We start from the raw sequence: 20439 nt of genomic DNA, 5'->3' as shown, positions 1-20439 counted from the left end.
TCTTTCCTCAGAAAAATATATCTGAGGAAAGAAATTTTTAAATTAATTTAAGTACTGATTAACTAAAAAATTTTTACATCATTCCGCCCATGCCACCCATTCCACCAGCAGGAGAAGCACTTGCATCAGAAGATTTTTCATCTTTTGGTAAATCTGTAACCATACATTCTGTAGTAATCATTAAACCAGCAACAGACGCAGCATACTGTAAAGCAGATCTTGTAACTTTAGTAGGATCTAATATTCCAAAATCAATCATATCTCCATATTCATCAGTAGCAGCATTATAACCATAGTTACCTTTTCCATCTTTTACATTATTAGTAACTACAGAAGGTTCTTCACCTGAATTTGATACGATTTGACGTAAAGGAGCTTCCATCGCACGTAATGCAACTCTAATTCCAACATTTTGATCTTCATTTTGACCACGTAAACTGGATATTTTTCCAGCTACACGAACTAAAGCAACACCACCACCTGCAACAACACCTTCTTCTACAGCAGCACGAGTTGCATGTAAAGCATCTTCAACACGAGCTTTCTTCTCTTTCATTTCTACTTCTGTTGCAGCTCCTACTTTTAGTACTGCAACACCACCTGATAATTTCGCTAAGCGCTCATTTAATTTTTCTTTATCGTAGTCAGAGGTAGCTTCTTGAATCTCTTGTCGAATTTGACTAATACGACTTTGGATAGCATGTTTTTCTCCGATGCCACCAATTATAGTTGTTGTATCTTTGTTAATAACAACACGTTTTGCTTGTCCTAAATCTTCTAAAGTAGATTTTTCTAATTCCATTGCTAGTTCTTCTGAAATTACAGAACCACCAGTTAGAATAGAAATATCTTGTAACATTGCTTTTCTTCTATCACCAAATCCAGGGGCTTTAACAGCAGCAACTTTAACAATACCACGCATAGAATTAACTACTAAAGTAGCAAGTGCTTCACCTTCTAAATCTTCTGAAATTATTAATAATGGTTTGCTAGATTTTGCAACAGATTCTAATATTGGAAGCATTTCTCGAACATTAGAAATTTTTTTATCAGCCATTAAAATATATGGATTTTCTAATTCAACAATTCCAGTTTCTGGTTTGTTAATAAAATAAGGAGATAAATAACCTCGATCAAATTGCATACCTTTAACAACTTCAAGTTCATTTTGTAAACCTGTTCCTTCCTCTACTGTAATAACTCCATCATTACCAACTTTTTCCATTGCTTCAGCAATTAAAGCACCTACTTTTTCATCAGCATTAGCAGAAATAGTACCAACTTGTGTAATTGCTTTAGAATCAGAACACGGTACAGATAAATTTTTTAATTCTTCAACAGCACTAATAACTGCTTTATCAATACCTCGCTTTAAATCCATAGGATTCATTCCAGCAGCTACAGCTTTTAAACCTTCATTAACTATTGATTGTGCTAGTAATGTTGCTGTTGTAGTTCCATCTCCAGCTGCATCGTTAGCTTTAGAAGCAACTTCTTTTACCATTTGAGCTCCCATGTTTTCGAATTTATCTTCCAATTCGATTTCACGAGCTACTGATACACCGTCTTTAGTAATACTAGGTGCTCCAAAAGATTTATCTAAAACTACATTTCTACCTTTTGGTCCTAAAGTTACTTTAACTGCATCAGCTAATACATTAACTCCGCGAAGCATTTTAATTCGAGCTTCATTACCAAATTTTACGTCTTTAGCGCCCATTTTGACATTTCCTTAAATATATTTTTTTTATGGATATAGCATAGTTTACTATTCAACAATTGCTAAAATGTCACTTTCAGTTAAAATTAATAATTCCTCATTATCAATTTTTTCTGTTTTTGCACCATAACCTTCATTAAAAATTACAACATCTCCAACTTTAACATCTAATGGTTTAATTTCTCCATTATCTAGAACACGACCATTACCAACTGCTGTGACTGTGCCACGATTTGACTTACCCGCAGCAGAACCTGTAAGAACAATACCACCAGCAGATTTTGATTCTGCTTCTTGACGTTTTACAAGTACACGATCATGCAATGGACGAATTTTCATATGATAATACTCCTGTGAATAATCCTGTTTAATTGTTTTAAAAAAAATTATTTTTTAAATTGTTATCTAAATTCAATATTTTATAATTTAATATTTTATCTTTATTATTAAATATAGGGATGTTTATGAAAACTTTCAAGGGTAAAAATTATTTTTAATGATTTTTTTTTTAAATATTTATTAAAATAGAATTGAAGTTTAATTGCTATAAAAAAAAGTATTGACAAAGTTTTAACTTTGATGATTTAATATAAAAAATGCCCGGATAGCTCAGTCGGTAGAGCAGGGGACTGAAAATCCCCGTGTCGGTGGTTCAATTCCGCCTCCGGGCATAAATTTTTTTATTTCCCTATGCAAAAAGTAGAAAAAATACGATTTAATAAATCATTTGAAGTAAAAGAACCTGTAATCTCTCCTATTAATCTATTTATTAAGCTTAATGATTCTGCTAATAATTCAATATTTTTATATTTTAACCAATGTTGTTTTGCTTTTAAAAATTGAGAATAAGATAATTCAATTTGATGTACATGACGTCTTCTAGCAATAAATAAACCTTCTTTTTCTTTGTTGTTTTCTATTTTTACAAGATATTTTTTTAATGTATCTATTCCTTGACCTGTAAGAGCGGAAATACTAATAAAATTAAAATTCTCTATTTTTTTTACTCCAAAATCATCTTTCAGTAAATCATTCTTATTTAAAACAAAAGTGATTTGTATAGAATTATTATAAGATCTAACTTTTTTAATAAATTCATTTGATATCTTTCTTTGACTTTCAACGCTTATTGTTTTATCTATTACAAATAGAATATGATCAGATGTTTTAATGGTTTCCCAAGCACGATTAATACCAATTTTTTCAATTTTATCTTGCGTATCATGAAAACCTGCAGTATCAATAATTTCACATAAAAAACCATTAATATTTATATGTTCATGAATAAGATCACGTGTCGTGCCAGGAATATTAGTAACTATCGCTCGATTATATGAAGATAAGATATTCAACAAACTAGATTTTCCTGCATTAGGAGGACCAACAATTATAATTTTTTTAGCTTCTCTTACAATACTTTTATTTGTAATGATTTTTTGTATTTTTGAAAATTGATTATTTAACTTTTGAAAGTTGTTATCAATAATATCATCAAAATTAAAATTTATTTCTTCTTCTGAAAAATCAATACTTGATTCAATATCTACACGAAATTTAATAAGTGTTTTTACTAAATTATGTATATAATACGAAAAATTTCCTTGTAAGGAATTTAATGAAGCTTTAACCATAGATTCAGTTTCAGAATTAATTAAATCATCTATTGCTTCTGCTTGAATTAAATCAATTTTACCATTTAAAAAAGCACGTTCACAAAATTCCCCTGGTTTAGCTAATCTTGTATTTTTTACAGATAAAATTCTTTTCATTAATAAATCCATAATAAATGGACTACCATGACCTTGTAATTCTAATATATCTTCACCTGTAAATGAAAAAGGAGCAGGAAACCACAAAGATATACCGTGATCTAAAATTTGATTATTTTCATTCAAAAATTTTGAATAAGTAGCAAATCTTGGCTTAGGTATTTTACCTAAAATTTTTATAGCAACTTTTTTTGTATTAATTCCAGAAATTCGTATTATTCCGACAGAACTTTTTCCTGGATAGGTAACTTGAGCAGCAATAGTATCTTTTTGTATCATAAAATACTTTCTTATTTAAAATGATAAAACTTTTAAAAGTGAAAAAAATTTTATTTAAATTATTCATTTTTTAAATTAAATAAAATAATTTTTTGTTGGATAATAGTCACTAAATTACTCACAATATAGTATAAAACTAGTCCAGATGGAAACCATAAAAAAAATACTGTAAAAATAATAGGCATAAAATGCATTATTTTTTTTTGTAATGGATCAGATATATTATTAGACGACGTTTTTTGAATAAAAAACATTGTAATACCCATAATAATCGGTAAAACATAATAAGGATCTTGATTAGACAAATCTTTAATCCATAATAAAAAAGGAGCGTGTCTAAGTTCAACAGATCCAATTAACATATAATAAAGTGATAAAAAAATAGGCATTTGTATAAAAACAGGTAAACAACCACCTAAGGGATTAATCTTTTCTTTTTTATATAAATTCATCATTTCTTGACTCATACGCTGTTTATTATTCCCAAAATTTTTCTTTATTTCATTAATTTTAGGTTGTAATTTTCGCATTTTAGCCATAGAAACATATTGTGCTTTTGTTAAAGGATAAGTTATAGCTTTCATAATAAATGTAATTAAAATAATAGAAAATCCCCAATTTCCTATGAGATTATATAAAATACTTAACAATTTAAATAATGGTTGAGATAAAAACCAAAGCCATCCATAATCTACTGTTAAATCTAAATTTGGGGCTACTAATGCCATTTCTTTCTGTATTGCTGGTCCTATCCATAACTTTGATTTTATAATAGATTGAGAATTTGAGGGAATATTAATAAGAGGTGATTTGTATCCGATACTAGCAATATTATGATTTATATAGGATGTGTAAATAGTATTAAGATTTACATCTTCTTCAGGTATCCAAGCTACAGTAAAATATTGTTGCAACATTGCAACCCAACCACTTTTAGTTAAAATATGTAATTGTTGATTTTTAGAAATATTATCAAATTTATATTTTTCATATTTTGAATCAGTACTTGAATATGCAGATCCTCGAAATGTTTGTAAAGCAAAATTACCACTATAAATATCACGTTGTTTAGGAAGTTTAATAGTTTGTTTTAACTGTCCAAACATACGCAGCTGTAAATTATCATTACTAAGATTATGTATATTATATTCTACTTGTACATCATATTTTCCTGATTTAAGAATAAAAGTTTTAGTATAAATAATATTATTATCTTTAATAAAACTTATTGGCACACGTAATTCTTCTTTATTATTTTCTAATTCAAAAAAGTTTTTTCTTGCATGATAAAGTGGTCTAATATAATTTTCTGCATTATCTGGTCCATCTTTACCAATTAATCCACTTTGTGCTTGATACACAAAATCTGATGCTGTTTCTAATAATTTTAGTGGTTTGGAAGAATTTAATTTATCTTTATAAGCTAGTAAACTAGCTTCTTCTATATCACCACCATACATGTTTACAACTAAACGAATTACATCGTTTTTAATAATAATTTGATTTTGATGATTGTTCTTTTCAGGATCAATATGGAAATCTATACTATTTTTTTTATTTTGATAATCATTTAAAAATGATTGCTTTTGCCATTCCTGCCAAAGTAAAAAGGAAATAAATAAAAAGGCAAAAATAAAAAAATTACGCTGTACTTCCATAATTAATATTCACTTTTATCTTGTATATTTGTAGGTATGAAATTGCATCCACCTGAATGCAATGGATGACATTTAAATAAACGGAAAACTGTCAATATTATACCTTTAATTACACCAAATTTACGTAAAGATAATAGCATATATGTCGAACAAGTTGGATAAAAACGACAATTTGATTGCATAAAAGGACTAATACAATACTGATAAATTGAAATAAAAAAACTTAAACAGCATACAATTATTGATGATAGTTTAACCATAAATTCTCCAATATATTAATTATATTTTTATTATTTAAAAAAATAATATTTTTTTTAGCTATTACTATAAAATCCATAAAAGTTAATTTATGTTGTAATACACGAAAAGTTTCTCGAATCAATCTTTTAATAATATTGCGTTTATATGCATATTTTATATTTTTTCTAGATATGCTGATACCTAATCTAGGATATCCTAATAAATTGGGACGTCCTAAAATAACTAGTTCTGTTTTTTTTTGAATAACATGTTTTTTAAAAACATATTTAAAATGTATAGATTTTAATAATCTTGATTTTTTTTTTAAAGAATAATTTAACATCATATTCAACTTGTTACTTACTAGAAACACTTAAACGTGCCCTTAATTTAGCACGTCTTCGTGATAAAATATAACGACCATTTTTAGTTGCCATTCGAATTCTAAATCCATGTGAACGATTACGTTTTAATATTGATGGTTGAAAAGTTCGTTTCATTTTAATATGTATCCAATAAAAATTAATGAGATTCTATAATTAGTTAAGTGTAAAATATAAAGAAATATTTTTTTAAAAGTAAATTTATTTTAAAAAAACTATTATCTTATTATTTTTATAAAGTTTTAAAAATATATTTAAAAAAATTTTAATATTTTATTTTTATTATAAAAGTAAATTATTATTTATAAAATACAGCTAAAAACCACTTTGTTAAATAAAAATATCTAAAAATATATTACATCCTTTCGTTATACTCACCTATTTTAAATTGTATAACTTTTAATGTAAAAAATATGATTTTATATAATTTTTATATAAAAAATTTTTAAACTTTAATTTTATTTAATTTTGTTCGCTTGGAGTCTACCGTGTCACTTTGTCTTTGGAAACAGTGTCTTGACCGGTTGCAGGATGAGCTACCATCTACAGAATTTAGCATGTGGATACGCTCTCTGAAAGCCAAACTAAATAATAATATTTTAGAAATATACGCTCCAAATCAATTTATATTAGAGTGGGTAAAAGACAAATATTTAATTACTTTTAATAAAATACTAAAAGATCTTTGTGGTTTAAATACACCACTAGTAACATTTAAAGTATATCAAACTTCTAAAGAAAAAAAATTTAAAAAAAATACTATAAATTATTTAAAAAAAATAAACATACGACAAAAATGGGATAAAATACCTATTTTCCATGAATTGTCTTATCGTTCTAATATTAACAAAAAAAATAAATTTGAAAACTTTATAGAAGGAAAATCCAATCAATTAGCACGTGCAGCAGCTTCTCAAGTTGCTCATAATCCTGGTAATTCTTACAATCCACTCTTTTTATACGGAAGAACAGGATTAGGTAAAACACATTTACTTCATGCAATTGGAAATGAAATATTAACATATAAATATAATATGAAAATAATTTATATGCATTCGGAACGTTTTGTTCAAGATATGGTGAGAGCTTTACAAAATAATGCAATTGAAAAATTTAAATTACATTATCGATCAGTTGATGCATTATTAATTGATGATATTCAATTTTTTGCCCATAAAGAACGTTCTCAAGAAGAATTTTTTCATACATTTAACGCTCTTCTAGAAGGAAATCAACAAATCATTTTAACTTCAGATCGTTATCCTAAAGAAATAAATGGTGTTGAAGATCGATTAAAATCAAGATTTGGATGGGGACTAACTGTTGCTATAGACCCGCCAGAATTAGAAACAAGAGTAGCTATATTAATAAAAAAAGCTGATGAAAAAAATATTGTACTACCTGATGAAGTTGCTTTTTTTATTGCTAAACGATTATGCTCTAATGTGCGTGAGTTAGAAGGTGCTTTAAATAGAATTATTGTTAATGCTAATTTCACTCATAAAACTATTACAATTGAATTTGTACGAGAAGCACTGAGAGATATATTAGCATTACAAGAAAAACTTATAACAATTGATAATATACAAAAAACAGTTGCAGAATATTATAAAATTAAAGTATCAGATTTATTATCTCGAAGACGTTCTCGATCGGTAGCTCGACCAAGACAAATGGCTATGGCTATGGCAAAAGAATTAACCAATCATAGCTTGCCAGAAATTGGAGATGCATTTAGCGGCAGAGATCATACTACAGTACTACATGCTTGTCGTAAAATCGATCAATTACGAGAAGAAAGCAATGATATTAAAGAAGATTTTTCCAATTTAATTAGAACTCTATCAGTGTGATTTTATGAAATTTATTATTCCAAACAATATTTTAGTTGAAAATCTAAAAAAAATTAATCGATTATTAGTTAAAAATACTTCACTTCCTATTTTAGAAAATATTCTTATAGAAATTAAAAAAGGTATATTATCTTTAACTGCAACAAATTTAGAAATTGAAATAATTGTAAATATTCAAATCTCAAAAAAATATATACTAGGAAAAGCAACTATTTCGGGTAGAAAAATATTAAATATTTGTCGAAATTTACCAGAAATGTCAAATATTCAAATAGAGTTAAAAAATAAAAAAATATATATTTCCTCTGAAAAGAGTCGTTATATATTAGTAACTTTACCAACTGAAAATTTTCCTAATCATCAAAATTTTAATCATATTTCTAGCTTTTATATATCATCAGATATTTTAAAAAATATGATAATAAAAACTGAATTTGCTATGGGAAAACAAGATGTTCGTTATTATCTTAATGGTATGTTATTTGAGCAAAAAGAAAATTATCTTCGAAATGTTGCAACAGATGGATATCGATTAGCAACCTCATATGTGTCTTTAAAAGAAAAAATTAACTCTTTTTCAATTATTGTTCCACATAAAGGAATAATAGAAATATTAAGATTATTAAATATCAAAGAAACATTATTACATATTTTAATTGGTACTAATAATCTAAGAATACATATAAATAATTTAATTTTTACAACTCAATTAATTGAAGGAAAATATCCAGATTATAAAAGTGTTTTATTAGAAAACCCAAAAAAACCTATTATTATTAATAATGATTTATTAAAAAAATCATTACTACGTACTTCTATTCTATCACATGAAAAATTTTCTGGAATTGAAATAAATATTAAAAGCGGTGAACTAAAAACAACATCTGATAATCAAGAAGAAGAAACAGCAGAAGATAAATTTAATATTGAATATTTTGGTGACACAATAGAAATATCCATTAATGTTTATTATATATTAGATGTTCTTAACACTATTAATAGTAAAAATATTTTGTTATTTTTAAATAAATCTCAATCTTCAATACAAATTGAATCAGAAAATAATTCTTCAACTATTTACGTTATAATGTTACTAAAACGTTAACTTAAAAACATATATAAAATAGAAAAATAAAAAACTATTGATTTATAAAAAAATCAACAATAATAAATAGGAATACTTATGACAGATACCTATAATTCTTCGAAAATTCAAATTTTAAGAGGATTAGATGCAGTACGAAAAAGACCTGGAATGTATATTGGAGACACAGATGATGGAAGTGGGTTACATCATATGGTTTTCGAAATTGTAGATAATTCTATTGATGAAGCATTAGCAGGATTCTGTAAGGAAATAATAGTTATTATTCACAAAGATAATTCTGTATCAATCCAAGATGATGGAAGAGGAATTCCAACAGATATACATCATGAAGAAAAAATTTCAGCCGCAGAAGTTATTATGACTGTATTACATTCAGGAGGAAAATTTGATAATTCTTCCTATAAAATATCTGGTGGATTACATGGTGTAGGAATTTCAGTAGTTAATGCTTTATCAGAAAAATTAGAATTAATAATATATAAAAATCAACAGCAATATAAACAAATATATAAAAATGGAATTCCAGAATCACCTTTGTTAATACTTGGAAAAACAAGTAAAACAGGTACGTACATTAGATTTTGGCCTAGTTATAAAATTTTTACAAATAAAAGAAAATTTCAATATGAAATTTTATCTAAACGTTTACGTGAACTATCTTTTCTTAACTCTAATATTTCTATCTACTTAAAAGATAATAGAAATAATATTGAAGATCATTATCGTTATAAAGGCGGTATTAAAGCTTTTATTAAATTTTTAAATAAAAAAAAAATAGTGATTAATTCAAATATATTTTACTTTAAATCTACTAAAAATAATGTTGAATTAGAAGTAGCTATACAATGGAACGAATCACACAAAGAAAATATATGTTGTTTTACTAATAATATACCTCAAAAAGATGGTGGTACACATTTAGCAGGTTTTAGATCTGGAGTAACACGTACATTAAACTTACATATTGAACGTGAAGGATATAATAAAAAAAATAGAACTGTTGTTATAGGAGAAGATACTAGAGAGGGATTAACAGCAATTATATCAATTAAATTATCTGATCCAAAATTTTCTTCACAAACAAAGGATAAATTAGTTTCATCTGAAGCAAAATCAGTAATAGAATCACTAATTAATGAACATCTTATTGAATATCTTTTAGAAAACCCTATTGATTCAAAAGCTATAATTCAAAAAATTATAAATGCTGCAAAAACAAGAGAAGCTGCAAGACGTGCTAGAGAAATAAACAAAAAAAAAGGAATATTAGATTTAGGAGGATTGCCTGGAAAGTTGTCTGACTGTCAAGAAAATGATCCTACAGTATCAGAAATTTATTTGGTAGAAGGAGACTCTGCAGGTGGATCTGCAAAACAAGGCAGAAATAGAAAAAATCAAGCTATTTTACCTCTTAAGGGAAAGATATTAAATGTACAAAAATCAAAATTTGATAAAATAATTTTATCTCAAGAATTAGCAGCTCTAATAACAGCTTTGGGATGTGGAATTGGAAAAAACGAATATAATTTAGAAAAATTAAGATATAACTATATTATTATCATGACAGATGCAGATGTTGATGGAGCACATATTCGAACATTATTACTAACATTTTTTTATCGTCAATTACCTGAATTAATTGAAAAAGGATATATTTATATTGCACAGCCTCCTTTGTATAAAATTAAAATAGGAAAAAAAGAAAAATATATTAAAAACGATGAAGAAATGAAAAAATATCAAGTTAAAATAGCTTTAAAGAATCTTATTATAAAAAACAACAAACACAATGATATTGAAAATAATATAAAAACATTTAAACAAATTATTTACGAATTTAATCAAATCCAAAATAATATAAAAAAAAATAAAAACTACTTTCCTGAAATAATATTAAATGAATTAATCTATCAACCACATTTAAATAATTTAACAAATCAAGAACAAGTTGTTATTTGGATTGAAAAATTAACAGAAAGACTAAATAAAAAAGATAAAAATAATATATTTTACAAATTTAAAGTTAATAAAAAAGAAAATGAAAATATATTTGAACCAAGTATAATTTCATCTAGATATGAAAATCATAATCAATATGATTTTACAAACAAATTTCTAACCAGCCAGGAATATCTTTCAATTGTTAAATTAGGTGAAAAATTTAAAAAGTTTCAAAAAAATAATAATTTTATAGAAAAAGGAGAAAAAACATACATAATAAATGATATAAAAAATACTATAGAATGGTTAACTAACGAGTTTAAAAATAATTCATTTATTCAACGTTATAAAGGACTTGGAGAGATGAATCCAGAACAATTATGGAATACAACGATGAATCCTGAAACAAGAAATATGTTACAAGTTACAATTAATGATGCAATTTCAGCAAATCATTTATTTAACACTCTAATGGGTGATGCAGTAGAACCTAGACGAAAATTTATAGAAAATAATGCGTTAAAAGCGGAAAATATAGATATTTAAAAAATTTAACATATATTTTATTAAAAAATACTTATATCTTTTAAAAAAATAATTGCGGCAGGAAAAACCAGCCGCGAAAATATTATTTTCTATTATTTAAATTTATCCATTATTTCAAGAACACGAAGTTTTGCAATTTCTTTTGATATTTTTAGTAAAAGATCATCTGTATTAATGTTTTTATTTTGATGTTTAAAATAATATTCTTCAGCTTGTTTTTTTGCTTGTAAAATACGTTTTCGATCTAAATCTACGCCACGAATAACAATATCTGCTAAAATAGAAATAATAGAAGGTTGAATTTCTAAGATACCTCCTGATATATAAAGACATTCTTCTGCTTTATTTTTATGAAATATATATACTATTCCTGGTTTAATTATACTTAATAATTGAGCATGTCCTGGATAAATACCCATTTCCCCTTCACTACCAGAAACTCGTATTTTTTTAACTAACCCAGAAAATATACGTTTTTCAACGCTAACAATATCTAAATAAAAATCCATGGGTATATCCAAAATATTTACTATAATTTATAATATTTTTGATTTTGCTTGAACTTCTTCAATTGAACCTACCATATAAAATGCTTGTTCTGGTAAATCATCAAATTCACCTTCTATTATCCCCTTAAATGCACGAATATTATCTTTTAAAGATACATATTTACCTGGAAAACCAGTAAATACTTCTGCCACAAAAAATGGTTGCGATAAAAATCTCTGTATTTTTCGTGCTCTTGAAACTAATTTTTTATCTTCTTCAGAAAGTTCATCCATACCTAATATTGCGATAATATCTTTTAATTCTTGATATCTTTGTAATATTGATTGAACTCCACGTGCTGTATTATAGTGATCATCTCCAACAATATAAGGATCTAATTGACGACTGGTAGAGTTTAAAGGATCAACAGCCGGATAAATACCAAGAGATGCAATTTGACGACTCAATGTGACTGTAGAATCTAAATGTGCAAACGTTGTAGCAGGTGATGGATCTGTTAAATCATCTGCAGGCACATAAACTGCTTGAACAGAAGTAATTGAACCCTTTTTAGTTGAAGTGATTCTTTCTTGTAATAAACCCATTTCTTCAGATAAAGTAGGTTGATATCCTACAGCAGATGGCATTCTGCCAAGTAATGCAGATACTTCTGTCCCAGCTAAGGTATAACGATATATATTATCAATAAATAATAAAACATTCTTACCTTCATCACGAAATTTTTCTGCAATAGTTAAACCTGTAAAAGCAACACGCAATCGATTACCTGGTGGTTCATTCATTTGACCATATACAAGTGATACTTTGTCTAAAACTTTTGAATCTTTCATTTCATAATAAAAATCATTTCCTTCTCGAGTCCTTTCTCCAACTCCAGTAAAAACCGAATAACCAGAATGTTCTATTGCAACATTTCTAATTAGCTCCATCATATTTACTGTTTTTCCTACACCAGCGCCTCCAAATAAACCAACTTTTCCACCTTTTGCAAAAGGACAAATTAAATCAATAACCTTTATACCGGTTTCTAAAATTTCTTGAGAAGTAGATTGTTCCTGATAACTGGGAGGAGATCTATGAATCTCCCAATGTTCTATTTCAGAAGTATCTGTACTTGTTAATGGCCCTTTATTATCTATTGTTTCACCTAATACATTTATTATACGACCTAGTGTAGCCTGACCTACTGGTATTTTAATATAATGCCCAAGATCAGTCACAATTAAACCTCTTTTTAAACCATTTGTAGATCCCATAGCAATAGTTCTAACAATACCTGATCCTAATTGTTGTTGTACTTCTAAAATAAGTTTTACTCTTTGATTTTGTACTTCTAAAGCGTTATATATTTTTGGTACTGCACTTTGATCAAATTCTACATCCACTACAGCACCAATAATTTGAATAATTTTTCCATTAGCTATCATTTAATACCTCTAACTAATTTTAATCTACTGAAACTGCTGATGCTCCAGCAATAATTTCAGTTAATTCTTGAGTAATGTTAGCTTGACGAACTTTATTATAAACTAACTGTAATTCTTTAATACGACTAGCACTGTTATCTGTTGCAGTTTTCATAGCTACCATACGAGCTGCTTGTTCACTTGCAATATTTTCTAAAATACTTTGATATACTTGAGATTCAATATATCTATTAAACAACGTATCTAAAATTAATTTAGATTCTGGCTCGTATAAATAATCCCATTTTTCTTTGTTTAATGTGTTTTTTTTAGGGGATAATGGAAGAAGTTGATTAATTATTGGATGTTGAGACATTTTATTATGAAATTTATTATAAGCAATGAATATTTTATCAATTTCATTATTTTGATATTTTTCTAAAACAATTTGTACAGATCCAATCAATTTTGAAAAATCTGGATTTTCTCCTATATTAGTAACTTGAGCAAGAATAGAAATACCATCTAACTTAAATACAGATAAACTTTTTAAACCAAATAATATTAAATCACAAGGAATATTCATATGCATAAATTTTTTTATTTTTAATAGTACTTGTTTAAAAAGATTAGTATTTAAACTACCGCATAAACCACGATCAGTTGAAATAATAATTATACCAATTCTTTTAGTGTTTCGATTTTCTAAATAACTATGTTTATACTCTAAACTTCCTTTGACAACATGCTGAATGACTTTTTTAATAATTTCGCAATAAGGTCTTCCTAAACGCATACGTTCTTCTGTTTTCCGCATTTTAGAAATTGCAACCATCTCCATAGCTTTAGTAATTTTTTTTGTACTTATAACACTAGTTATTTTATCTTGTATTTCTTTTATACCCACTAGTATCTTCTCTTTTTATAATTATATTTTTCTATTTAAAATTAAGTATTATACTATTAAGAATTTTTGAACTTTTTTATTAATTCAATAAATTGTTCTTTTACTTTATCATTAAAATTTCCATCTCGATTTATTTCCATCATTAGATTTAAATAATAATTATATGCATATATCAAAATATCTCTTTCAAATTGAGCGATCTTTTCAACATTGATATCATCAAGAAAATGGTTTTCTGAAATAAAAAACATTAATGCTTGATCAGCTATGCTAAAGGGATTATATTGTTTTTGTTTTAGTAATTCTGTAATTTTCTGCCCGTGAACTAACTGTTTTTGTGTCGTTGGATCTAAATCTGAGGCAAATTGTGAAAATGCTGCAAGTTCATGATATTGAGCTAATGCTGTTCGAATTCCAGAAGACAGGTTTTTAATAATATTAGTTTGAGCAGAACTGCCAACACGAGAAACAGAAATACCCGCATTTACAGCAGGTCGAATACCTGAATTAAATAAATTAGATTCTAAAAATATTTGACCATCAGTAATAGAAATAACATTTGTCGGAACAAAAGCAGAAACATCACCAGACTGGGTTTCAATAATTGGTAAAGCTGTAAGCGATCCTGTCTTTCCAACAACTTTTCCTTTTGTAATATTGTGAATATATTCTTTAGAAACACGAGCAGCTCTTTCTAGTAGACGAGAATGAAGATAAAATATATCACCAGGAAATGCTTCTCTTCCAGGAGGACGACGTAATAATAAAGAAATTTGACGATAAGCAACTGCATGTTTAGAAAGATCATCATAAACAATTAAAGCATCTTTCCCTTGATCACGAAAAAACTCTCCCATCGCACAACCTGAATATGGTGATAAATATTGTAAAGAAGCTGCCTCAGCAGCAGAAGCAACAACAACTATAGTATTTGATAAAGCATCGTGTTCTTCTAATTTTTTTACAACATTAATAATAGTAGAAAGTTTTTGTCCTATCGCTACGTAAATACAATTAATATCAGATTTTCTTTGATTAATAATAGTATCTATTGCAAGTGCCGTTTTGCCTGTTTGACGATCGCCAATAATTAATTCACGTTGACCACGACCTATAGGGATCATAGCGTCAATAGCTTTATAACCAGTTTGTATAGGTTGATTAATTGATTGACGTTCAATAACTCCCGGTGCATTAGCTTCTACTGGTAAAAAATTATCATATTTAATAGATCCTTTTCCATCAATAGGAGAACCTAATGCATTAACAATACGACCTAAAAATTTTACGCCTACGGGGACCTCTAAAATTTTCCCTGTACATCTCACTTTCATACCTTCATTAATATGAATATAGGGTCCCATAACTACAGCAGAAACGGTATCTCTCTCTATATTAAGCGCGATAGCATACTCATTATTAGATAGAGAAATCATTTCTCCTAACATCACCTCAGAAAGACCATAGATCTTTATAATACCATCGTTAACAGAAATAATAGTACCTTCATTATAAGATTGATTAAATACCTCAAATTGTGAAATTCTTTCTTTAATCAATTGACTAATTTCTGTGGCGTTTAATTGCATATGTTTTTCTCTTAAAATTTTAATTCTAAAGATAATTGTTGTAAATAATTCCGCATAGAAAAATCAAAGATTTGATCATTTATTTTTATAAGTATACCATCAAGTATATAATTGTTAATTTTATATATAAATTCAACTTTAGAAGATAATATTTCTTCTAAAATATTACGTATTTTAATTATTTGAGATTCTTTTAAAACAAATGCTGATGTTAATTCAATAATAATAATTTTTTGATGAGAAGCTTCTAATTTAAGAAAGTGCTTTAATATACTATCAAATATTTTTAATCTCTGATGATAAGCCAATAATTTTATTAAATTTTTTGAATATTCGTCAAGATGTTCCCCTATAATAGATATAAAAAATGATGATAAATAATTAGGAGATAAAGATCCAGATAAAAATTTTTGAATTTTTTTAAATGCAATAATTTGATGAATTAAAATCAATATTTTTTTCCATTTTTTTATTGAATTATTTTTTATTGCTATTTCAAAAATAGCTTTAGCATAAGGTCTGGCAATGGTATCAAATGACATTAAACATCACCTATATTAATTTTTTTTATTTCTGATAACAAAGTTATTATATTATTCATAAAAAATTTATTTTTATTATCTTGAATATTTTGTTTAATCATTTTTTCAGTCATTAAAATAGACAAAGCTATAATTTCTTTTTTTAAATTTTGACGCGCATGCATTAATTGCATATCAATTTCCACTTGACTATTTAATAAAATTTTTTTGGTTTCTTCAATCGCTTTGTTTTTTGCTTCTTCTAAAATTAATAATTTTTGTTGATTTGCTTCATTTAAAATAAAAGCAGCTTTTTCTTTCGTATCTTTAATTGTTTGATTCATTTTTTTTTGAATAATAAGATATTCTTGTTCAATTTTTTTTGAAGAAATTAAAGTGTCTTCAATTTTTTTTTGTCTTGTTTCTATAGCCAAAATAATGGGAGGCCATATATACTTCATACAAAACCAAACAAATAAAAAAAATGAAATTGCTTGTCCCAAAATTGTTGCATTAAGATTCACAATTATACGCCTTATATTAAAATATAAATTAATCTTTACGCCATTCAAAAACGTAAAGATTTTGCTGATTATTTAAGATAAAATTCAATTTTTTTAAACAATAAAAAACTAAGAAATAGCAAAAAGCATATATAAACCTAAACCTACAGCAATCATAGGAATCGCGTCAACTAACCCCATAACAACAAAAAACTGTGTTCTTAATAAAGGAATTAAATCAGGCTGTCTTGCTGCTCCTTCTAAAAATTTTCCACCTAAAATACCAATACCAATAGCAGCACCAATTGCCGCTAATCCAATCATAATAGCTACTGCTATATATAACATATCAATATTTAAATTATGCATTATAAACCCCGAATTTTAATAGGATTATAGTTAAACTTTACCTTAATGAGATTGCGAAGCTATTGATAAATAAACAATTGTTAACACCATAAAAATAAAAGCTTGTAAGGAAATGATTAAAATATGAAAAATAGCCCATGGAACATTTAAAAAACACTGAAACCACCATGGAAGCAAACCTGCAATTAAAATAAAAATCATTTCACCAGAATACATGTTACCAAAAAGTCTTAAGCCCAAAGAAATAGGTTTAGATAATAAAGAAACAAATTCTAATAAAAAATTAAAAACAAAAAATACAGGATGATTAAAAGGTTGTAAAGTTAGTTCTTTTAAAAAACCAATATATCCTTTAATTTTTACACTATACAATAAAATTAGAATAAAAACTGCTAATGACATAGACAAAGTGATATTCACATCAGCAGATGGAACAACACGAATAGCTGGGAGTTGAAAAAACTTTTCAAATAATAAAGGTATAAAATCGATTGGAATTAAATCCATACAATTCATTAAAAATACCCATATAAAAATTGTTAATGACAATGGTGCTATAAGTGGATTATTTCCTTGAAACATACTTTTAACATTAGTAGATACAAAATCAAAAATTATTTCAACGCACGTTTGTAATTTACTTGGTACACCAGTTGTAATATTTTTTGCTACTATATAAAAAATACTTATAAAAATACATCCTAATATAAAAGAAAATATTATTGAATCAAGATTTAAAATCCAAAAATGAGAAGATACACTTTCAGATTTAACAAATGTAAAATTAAGTAAATCTATTTGTAAATGATGTAAATGATGACTGATATATTTTTGAGGATTGGATATTTGCTCTAAAAACATAATTTTTTCTCATTTATATTGAATTTAATACAAAAATAAAAAATTTTAAAGCGTTTTTATTTAAAAGAACTTTTAAAAACATTTAGTTTTTAAAAAAACTAAAAATGTTTTTTTAATTTAAATAATTTTGATATTTATCAACTAAATTATATATTAAAAATAATTATATTTTAAATCTTTTATAATATAAGTTTTTTATATGCTTCTTTTTTTAAATGTATTAATAAAACAGATATAGATGCAGGTGTAATTCCGGAAATACGAGATGCTTGACCAATAGAAACTGGTTTATAATCATTTAACTTAGACACTGCTTCATGAGATAAACCTTTTACTTGATTATAATCATAATGAGATGGTAAAAGAGTATGTTCATTTTTTAAATGTCTATTAATTTCTTCTAACTGTCGTTTAATATAACCTTCATACTTTATTTCGTTTTCTATATGATTTATAATTTCTAAATCAGATATCTGTGAATGAAAAATATTTAGATAAGATAATTTTTTATATGTAATCTCTGGTCGTTTTAATAAATTAAAAATATTTAATTCTTTTGTTAATGAAATATCAAAAAAATTACTTAAAAGTTTAGAATGATCAGATTGAGGATATATTTTTGTTTTTTTTAAAAATTTTATTTCAGACTTAATATTCAGTAATTTATCGTTATAATGAGACCATCGAAAATTATTAATTAACCCAAATTTATGACCAATTTCAGTAAGACGTAAATCAGCATTATCTTCTCTTAAAATTAATCGATGTTCAGCACGCGAAGTGAACATACGATATGGTTCATTAGTACCTTGTGTAGTAAGATCATCAATAAGAACCCCTAAATAAGCCTGATCACGTCTAGGAAACCATTGGTTTCGATCCAATGCATATAACCCAGCATTTAAACCTGCTAAAAGGCCTTGAGAAGCCGCTTCTTCATAACCAGTAGTACCATTTATTTGACCCGCTAAAAAAAGCCCTTTAATCCACTTACTTTCTAAAGTTAAATTTAAATCTTTAGGATCAAAAAAATCATATTCTATTGCATACCCTGGGTCAATAATTTTTGCTTTTTCTAAACCTTTAATAGATTTAATTAATTCTTCTTGAACTTGTAATGGCAAACTAGTTGAGATCCCATTAGGATATATTTTTAAACTAGAAAGACCTTCTGGTTCTAAAAAAATCTGATGTGATATTTTATTAGGAAAACGTATTATTTTGTCTTCAATAGAAGGACAATAGCGAGGTCCTAAACCTGTAATTAAACCTTGGTATATTGGACTTTTATGTAAATTATCACGTATAATTTGATGTGTTTTTTCATTTGTATGTGTAAGATAACATGGTATTTGTAAAGGATGATCTGAGACTTTTCCTAAAAAAGAAAAAACCGGAATAGGAACGTCTCCATGTTGTACAAATAAATTCTTAAAGTCAATGGTATTTAAATCAATTCTAGGTGGAGTACCTGTTTTTAATCGACTCACACGTAAAGGTAATTCTCTTAAACGACATGCTAAATCTAACGAAGCTTTTTCATTTATTCTTCCTGCAGAATGACTATCTAAACCTATATGTATCTTGCCTCCTAAAAAAGTACCTGTAGATAAAACAACTGATTTAGCATAAAAACTTATTTGAGTCTGTGTTAATACACCAATAACCTTATAATTTTTAACGATTAAATCTTTTATTTCTTCATTTAAAATTAATAAATTCTTTTCTTTCTTTAACAATTTTTTTATATTTTTAGAATAAAGTATTCTATCAGCTTGTGCACGAGTAGATCTAACAGCAGGACCTTTTTTACTATTCAAAATTCTAAACTGAATACCTGAATAATCAATAGCTCTAGCCATTATACCACCTAAAGCATCTATTTCTTTGACTAAATGACTTTTTCCAATTCCACCAATTGCTGGATTACAAGACAAAATACCAATATCTGCTATATTTTTAGTTAATAATAACGTTTTACATCCCATTCTCGAAGAAGCTGATGCAGCTTCAGTTCCAGCATGTCCTCCACCAATAATAATTACATCAAAATTTTTTAAATTTGACTGCAACATATCAAAACCCTTTAAATGTTAAAATTATTTTATACAGTATTAATATTTTAATCAAGATAACACATGTAAATAATTAATATAAAACTTTAATATTAAAGATTAGTTTTTGACTTTAATTATTTTATTAATATTTAAAAAAATAAAAAAATAATTATAAATAATAATAATATTATTATTATTAGCAAACACAAAATCTGTGGA

19 protein-coding genes and 1 tRNA gene are annotated in these 20439 nt (G+C 26.3%); 4 read left to right on the top strand and 16 right to left on the bottom strand.

The annotated features are described in order from the left end of the window. Nucleotides 1-73: 73 nt before the first annotated feature. Nucleotides 74-1720 (bottom strand): chaperonin GroEL, encoded by a 1647-nt coding sequence (groL, locus tag D9V62_RS00100; RefSeq protein ID WP_158339798.1) that lies wholly within the window; start codon nucleotides 1718-1720, stop codon nucleotides 74-76. Between the two features lie 48 nt (nucleotides 1721-1768). Then, nucleotides 1769-2059, bottom strand: a complete 291-nt coding sequence (locus D9V62_RS00095) for a co-chaperone GroES (RefSeq protein ID WP_158339797.1) — start codon at nucleotides 2057-2059, stop codon at nucleotides 1769-1771. 259 nt (nucleotides 2060-2318) lie between these two features. On the opposite strand from D9V62_RS00095, the gene D9V62_RS00090 reads away from it, so the two are divergent. Beyond that, a tRNA-Phe gene (locus D9V62_RS00090) sits at nucleotides 2319-2391 on the top strand. Nucleotides 2392-2400: 9 nt separating this feature from the next. Here the strand turns inward: D9V62_RS00090 and mnmE are convergent. From mnmE to rpmH, 5 genes are read right to left on the bottom strand one after another with little or no spacing between them, the layout of a single operon-like run. Beyond that, the gene (mnmE, locus tag D9V62_RS00085; protein ID WP_158339796.1) at nucleotides 2401-3768 is read right to left on the bottom strand and encodes a tRNA uridine-5-carboxymethylaminomethyl(34) synthesis GTPase MnmE; all 1368 of its coding nucleotides are present in this window, start codon (nucleotides 3766-3768) and stop codon (nucleotides 2401-2403) included. Nucleotides 3769-3827: 59 nt separating this feature from the next. Beyond that, nucleotides 3828-5426, bottom strand: coding sequence for a membrane protein insertase YidC (gene yidC, locus D9V62_RS00080; RefSeq protein WP_158339795.1), 1599 nt, complete (start codon nucleotides 5424-5426; stop codon nucleotides 3828-3830). 2 nt (nucleotides 5427-5428) lie between these two features. Continuing rightward, nucleotides 5429-5686, bottom strand: a complete 258-nt coding sequence (yidD, locus tag D9V62_RS00075) for a membrane protein insertion efficiency factor YidD (protein ID WP_158339794.1) — start codon at nucleotides 5684-5686, stop codon at nucleotides 5429-5431. Further along, entirely contained in the window at nucleotides 5665-6039 is a 375-nt protein-coding gene (gene rnpA / locus D9V62_RS00070; RefSeq protein WP_315984411.1) for a ribonuclease P protein component, read from the bottom strand. The genes yidD and rnpA overlap by 22 nt, the downstream gene beginning before the upstream one ends. Next, nucleotides 6023-6166 (bottom strand): 50S ribosomal protein L34, encoded by a 144-nt coding sequence (rpmH, locus tag D9V62_RS00065; protein WP_158339793.1) that lies wholly within the window; start codon nucleotides 6164-6166, stop codon nucleotides 6023-6025. Before rpmH ends, rnpA begins: the two co-directional genes overlap by 17 nt. A gap of 371 nt (nucleotides 6167-6537) precedes the next feature. Here rpmH and dnaA point away from each other — a divergent pair, with 371 nt between their 5' ends. The 3 genes from dnaA (at nucleotide 6538) to gyrB (ending at nucleotide 11497) form a co-directional block, all read left to right on the top strand. Beyond that, entirely contained in the window at nucleotides 6538-7902 is a 1365-nt protein-coding gene (dnaA, locus tag D9V62_RS00060) for a chromosomal replication initiator protein DnaA (protein WP_158339792.1), read from the top strand. A 4-nt stretch (nucleotides 7903-7906) separates the two neighbouring features. Beyond that, nucleotides 7907-9007, top strand: a complete 1101-nt coding sequence (gene dnaN, locus D9V62_RS00055) for a DNA polymerase III subunit beta (RefSeq protein ID WP_158339791.1) — start codon at nucleotides 7907-7909, stop codon at nucleotides 9005-9007. A 78-nt stretch (nucleotides 9008-9085) separates the two neighbouring features. Next, on the top strand, nucleotides 9086-11497 hold the full coding sequence (gyrB, locus tag D9V62_RS00050; protein ID WP_158339790.1) for a DNA topoisomerase (ATP-hydrolyzing) subunit B: 2412 nt from the start codon (nucleotides 9086-9088) through the stop codon (nucleotides 11495-11497). Nucleotides 11498-11589: 92 nt separating this feature from the next. On the opposite strand, the gene D9V62_RS00045 is transcribed toward gyrB, so the two are convergent. The 9 genes from D9V62_RS00045 to mnmG form a co-directional block, all read right to left on the bottom strand. After that, nucleotides 11590-12012, bottom strand: coding sequence for a F0F1 ATP synthase subunit epsilon (locus D9V62_RS00045; protein ID WP_261979526.1), 423 nt, complete (start codon nucleotides 12010-12012; stop codon nucleotides 11590-11592). 21 nt (nucleotides 12013-12033) lie between these two features. Continuing rightward, nucleotides 12034-13431 carry a F0F1 ATP synthase subunit beta gene (gene atpD / locus D9V62_RS00040; protein ID WP_158340330.1) on the bottom strand — a complete coding sequence of 466 codons (1398 nt, stop codon included), beginning with the start codon at nucleotides 13429-13431 and terminating at the stop codon, nucleotides 12034-12036. Between the two features lie 22 nt (nucleotides 13432-13453). Then, nucleotides 13454-14326: a F0F1 ATP synthase subunit gamma gene (gene atpG / locus D9V62_RS00035; protein WP_158339788.1), complete on the bottom strand. Its 873-nt coding sequence runs from the start codon at nucleotides 14324-14326 to the stop codon at nucleotides 13454-13456. Nucleotides 14327-14376: 50 nt separating this feature from the next. After that, nucleotides 14377-15909, bottom strand: coding sequence for a F0F1 ATP synthase subunit alpha (atpA, locus tag D9V62_RS00030; protein WP_158339787.1), 1533 nt, complete (start codon nucleotides 15907-15909; stop codon nucleotides 14377-14379). 11 nt (nucleotides 15910-15920) lie between these two features. Then, nucleotides 15921-16451, bottom strand: a complete 531-nt coding sequence (gene atpH, locus D9V62_RS00025) for an ATP synthase F1 subunit delta (RefSeq protein ID WP_158339786.1) — start codon at nucleotides 16449-16451, stop codon at nucleotides 15921-15923. Continuing rightward, on the bottom strand, nucleotides 16451-16954 hold the full coding sequence (locus D9V62_RS00020; protein WP_158339785.1) for a F0F1 ATP synthase subunit B: 504 nt from the start codon (nucleotides 16952-16954) through the stop codon (nucleotides 16451-16453). The genes atpH and D9V62_RS00020 overlap by 1 nt, the downstream gene beginning before the upstream one ends. A gap of 108 nt (nucleotides 16955-17062) precedes the next feature. Next, nucleotides 17063-17302, bottom strand: a complete 240-nt coding sequence (gene atpE, locus D9V62_RS00015; RefSeq protein WP_158339784.1) for a F0F1 ATP synthase subunit C — start codon at nucleotides 17300-17302, stop codon at nucleotides 17063-17065. 42 nt (nucleotides 17303-17344) lie between these two features. Further along, entirely contained in the window at nucleotides 17345-18163 is an 819-nt protein-coding gene (gene atpB / locus D9V62_RS00010; RefSeq protein ID WP_158339783.1) for a F0F1 ATP synthase subunit A, read from the bottom strand. 179 nt (nucleotides 18164-18342) lie between these two features. Continuing rightward, nucleotides 18343-20238, bottom strand: a complete 1896-nt coding sequence (gene mnmG, locus D9V62_RS00005) for a tRNA uridine-5-carboxymethylaminomethyl(34) synthesis enzyme MnmG (RefSeq protein ID WP_158339782.1) — start codon at nucleotides 20236-20238, stop codon at nucleotides 18343-18345. Nucleotides 20239-20439: the final 201 nt, after the last annotated feature.

The sequence above is a fragment of the Buchnera aphidicola (Aphis helianthi) genome (assembly GCF_005083845.1).
Classification (GTDB): domain Bacteria; phylum Pseudomonadota; class Gammaproteobacteria; order Enterobacterales; family Enterobacteriaceae; genus Buchnera; species Buchnera aphidicola_AW.
The sequence above is the reverse complement of the archived record's forward strand: the minus strand, read 5'-3'. Positions and strand labels throughout refer to the sequence as shown.

Coding starts and splice junctions, on each gene's coding strand:
- gyrB (WP_158339790.1), top strand. CDS start 9,086: ATGACAGATACCTATAATTCTTCGAAAATTCAAATTTTAAGAGGATTA.
- rpmH (WP_158339793.1), bottom strand. CDS start 6,166: ATGAAACGAACTTTTCAACCATCAATATTAAAACGTAATCGTTCACAT.
- atpA (WP_158339787.1), bottom strand. CDS start 15,909: ATGCAATTAAACGCCACAGAAATTAGTCAATTGATTAAAGAAAGAATT.
- atpE (WP_158339784.1), bottom strand. CDS start 17,302: ATGCATAATTTAAATATTGATATGTTATATATAGCAGTAGCTATTATG.
- mnmG (WP_158339782.1), bottom strand. CDS start 20,238: ATGTTGCAGTCAAATTTAAAAAATTTTGATGTAATTATTATTGGTGGA.
- groL (WP_158339798.1), bottom strand. CDS start 1,720: ATGGGCGCTAAAGACGTAAAATTTGGTAATGAAGCTCGAATTAAAATG.
- dnaN (WP_158339791.1), top strand. CDS start 7,907: ATGAAATTTATTATTCCAAACAATATTTTAGTTGAAAATCTAAAAAAA.
- yidC (WP_158339795.1), bottom strand. CDS start 5,426: ATGGAAGTACAGCGTAATTTTTTTATTTTTGCCTTTTTATTTATTTCC.
- yidD (WP_158339794.1), bottom strand. CDS start 5,686: ATGGTTAAACTATCATCAATAATTGTATGCTGTTTAAGTTTTTTTATT.
- atpB (WP_158339783.1), bottom strand. CDS start 18,163: ATGTTTTTAGAGCAAATATCCAATCCTCAAAAATATATCAGTCATCAT.
- atpH (WP_158339786.1), bottom strand. CDS start 16,451: ATGTCATTTGATACCATTGCCAGACCTTATGCTAAAGCTATTTTTGAA.
- D9V62_RS00095 (WP_158339797.1), bottom strand. CDS start 2,059: ATGAAAATTCGTCCATTGCATGATCGTGTACTTGTAAAACGTCAAGAA.
- mnmE (WP_158339796.1), bottom strand. CDS start 3,768: ATGATACAAAAAGATACTATTGCTGCTCAAGTTACCTATCCAGGAAAA.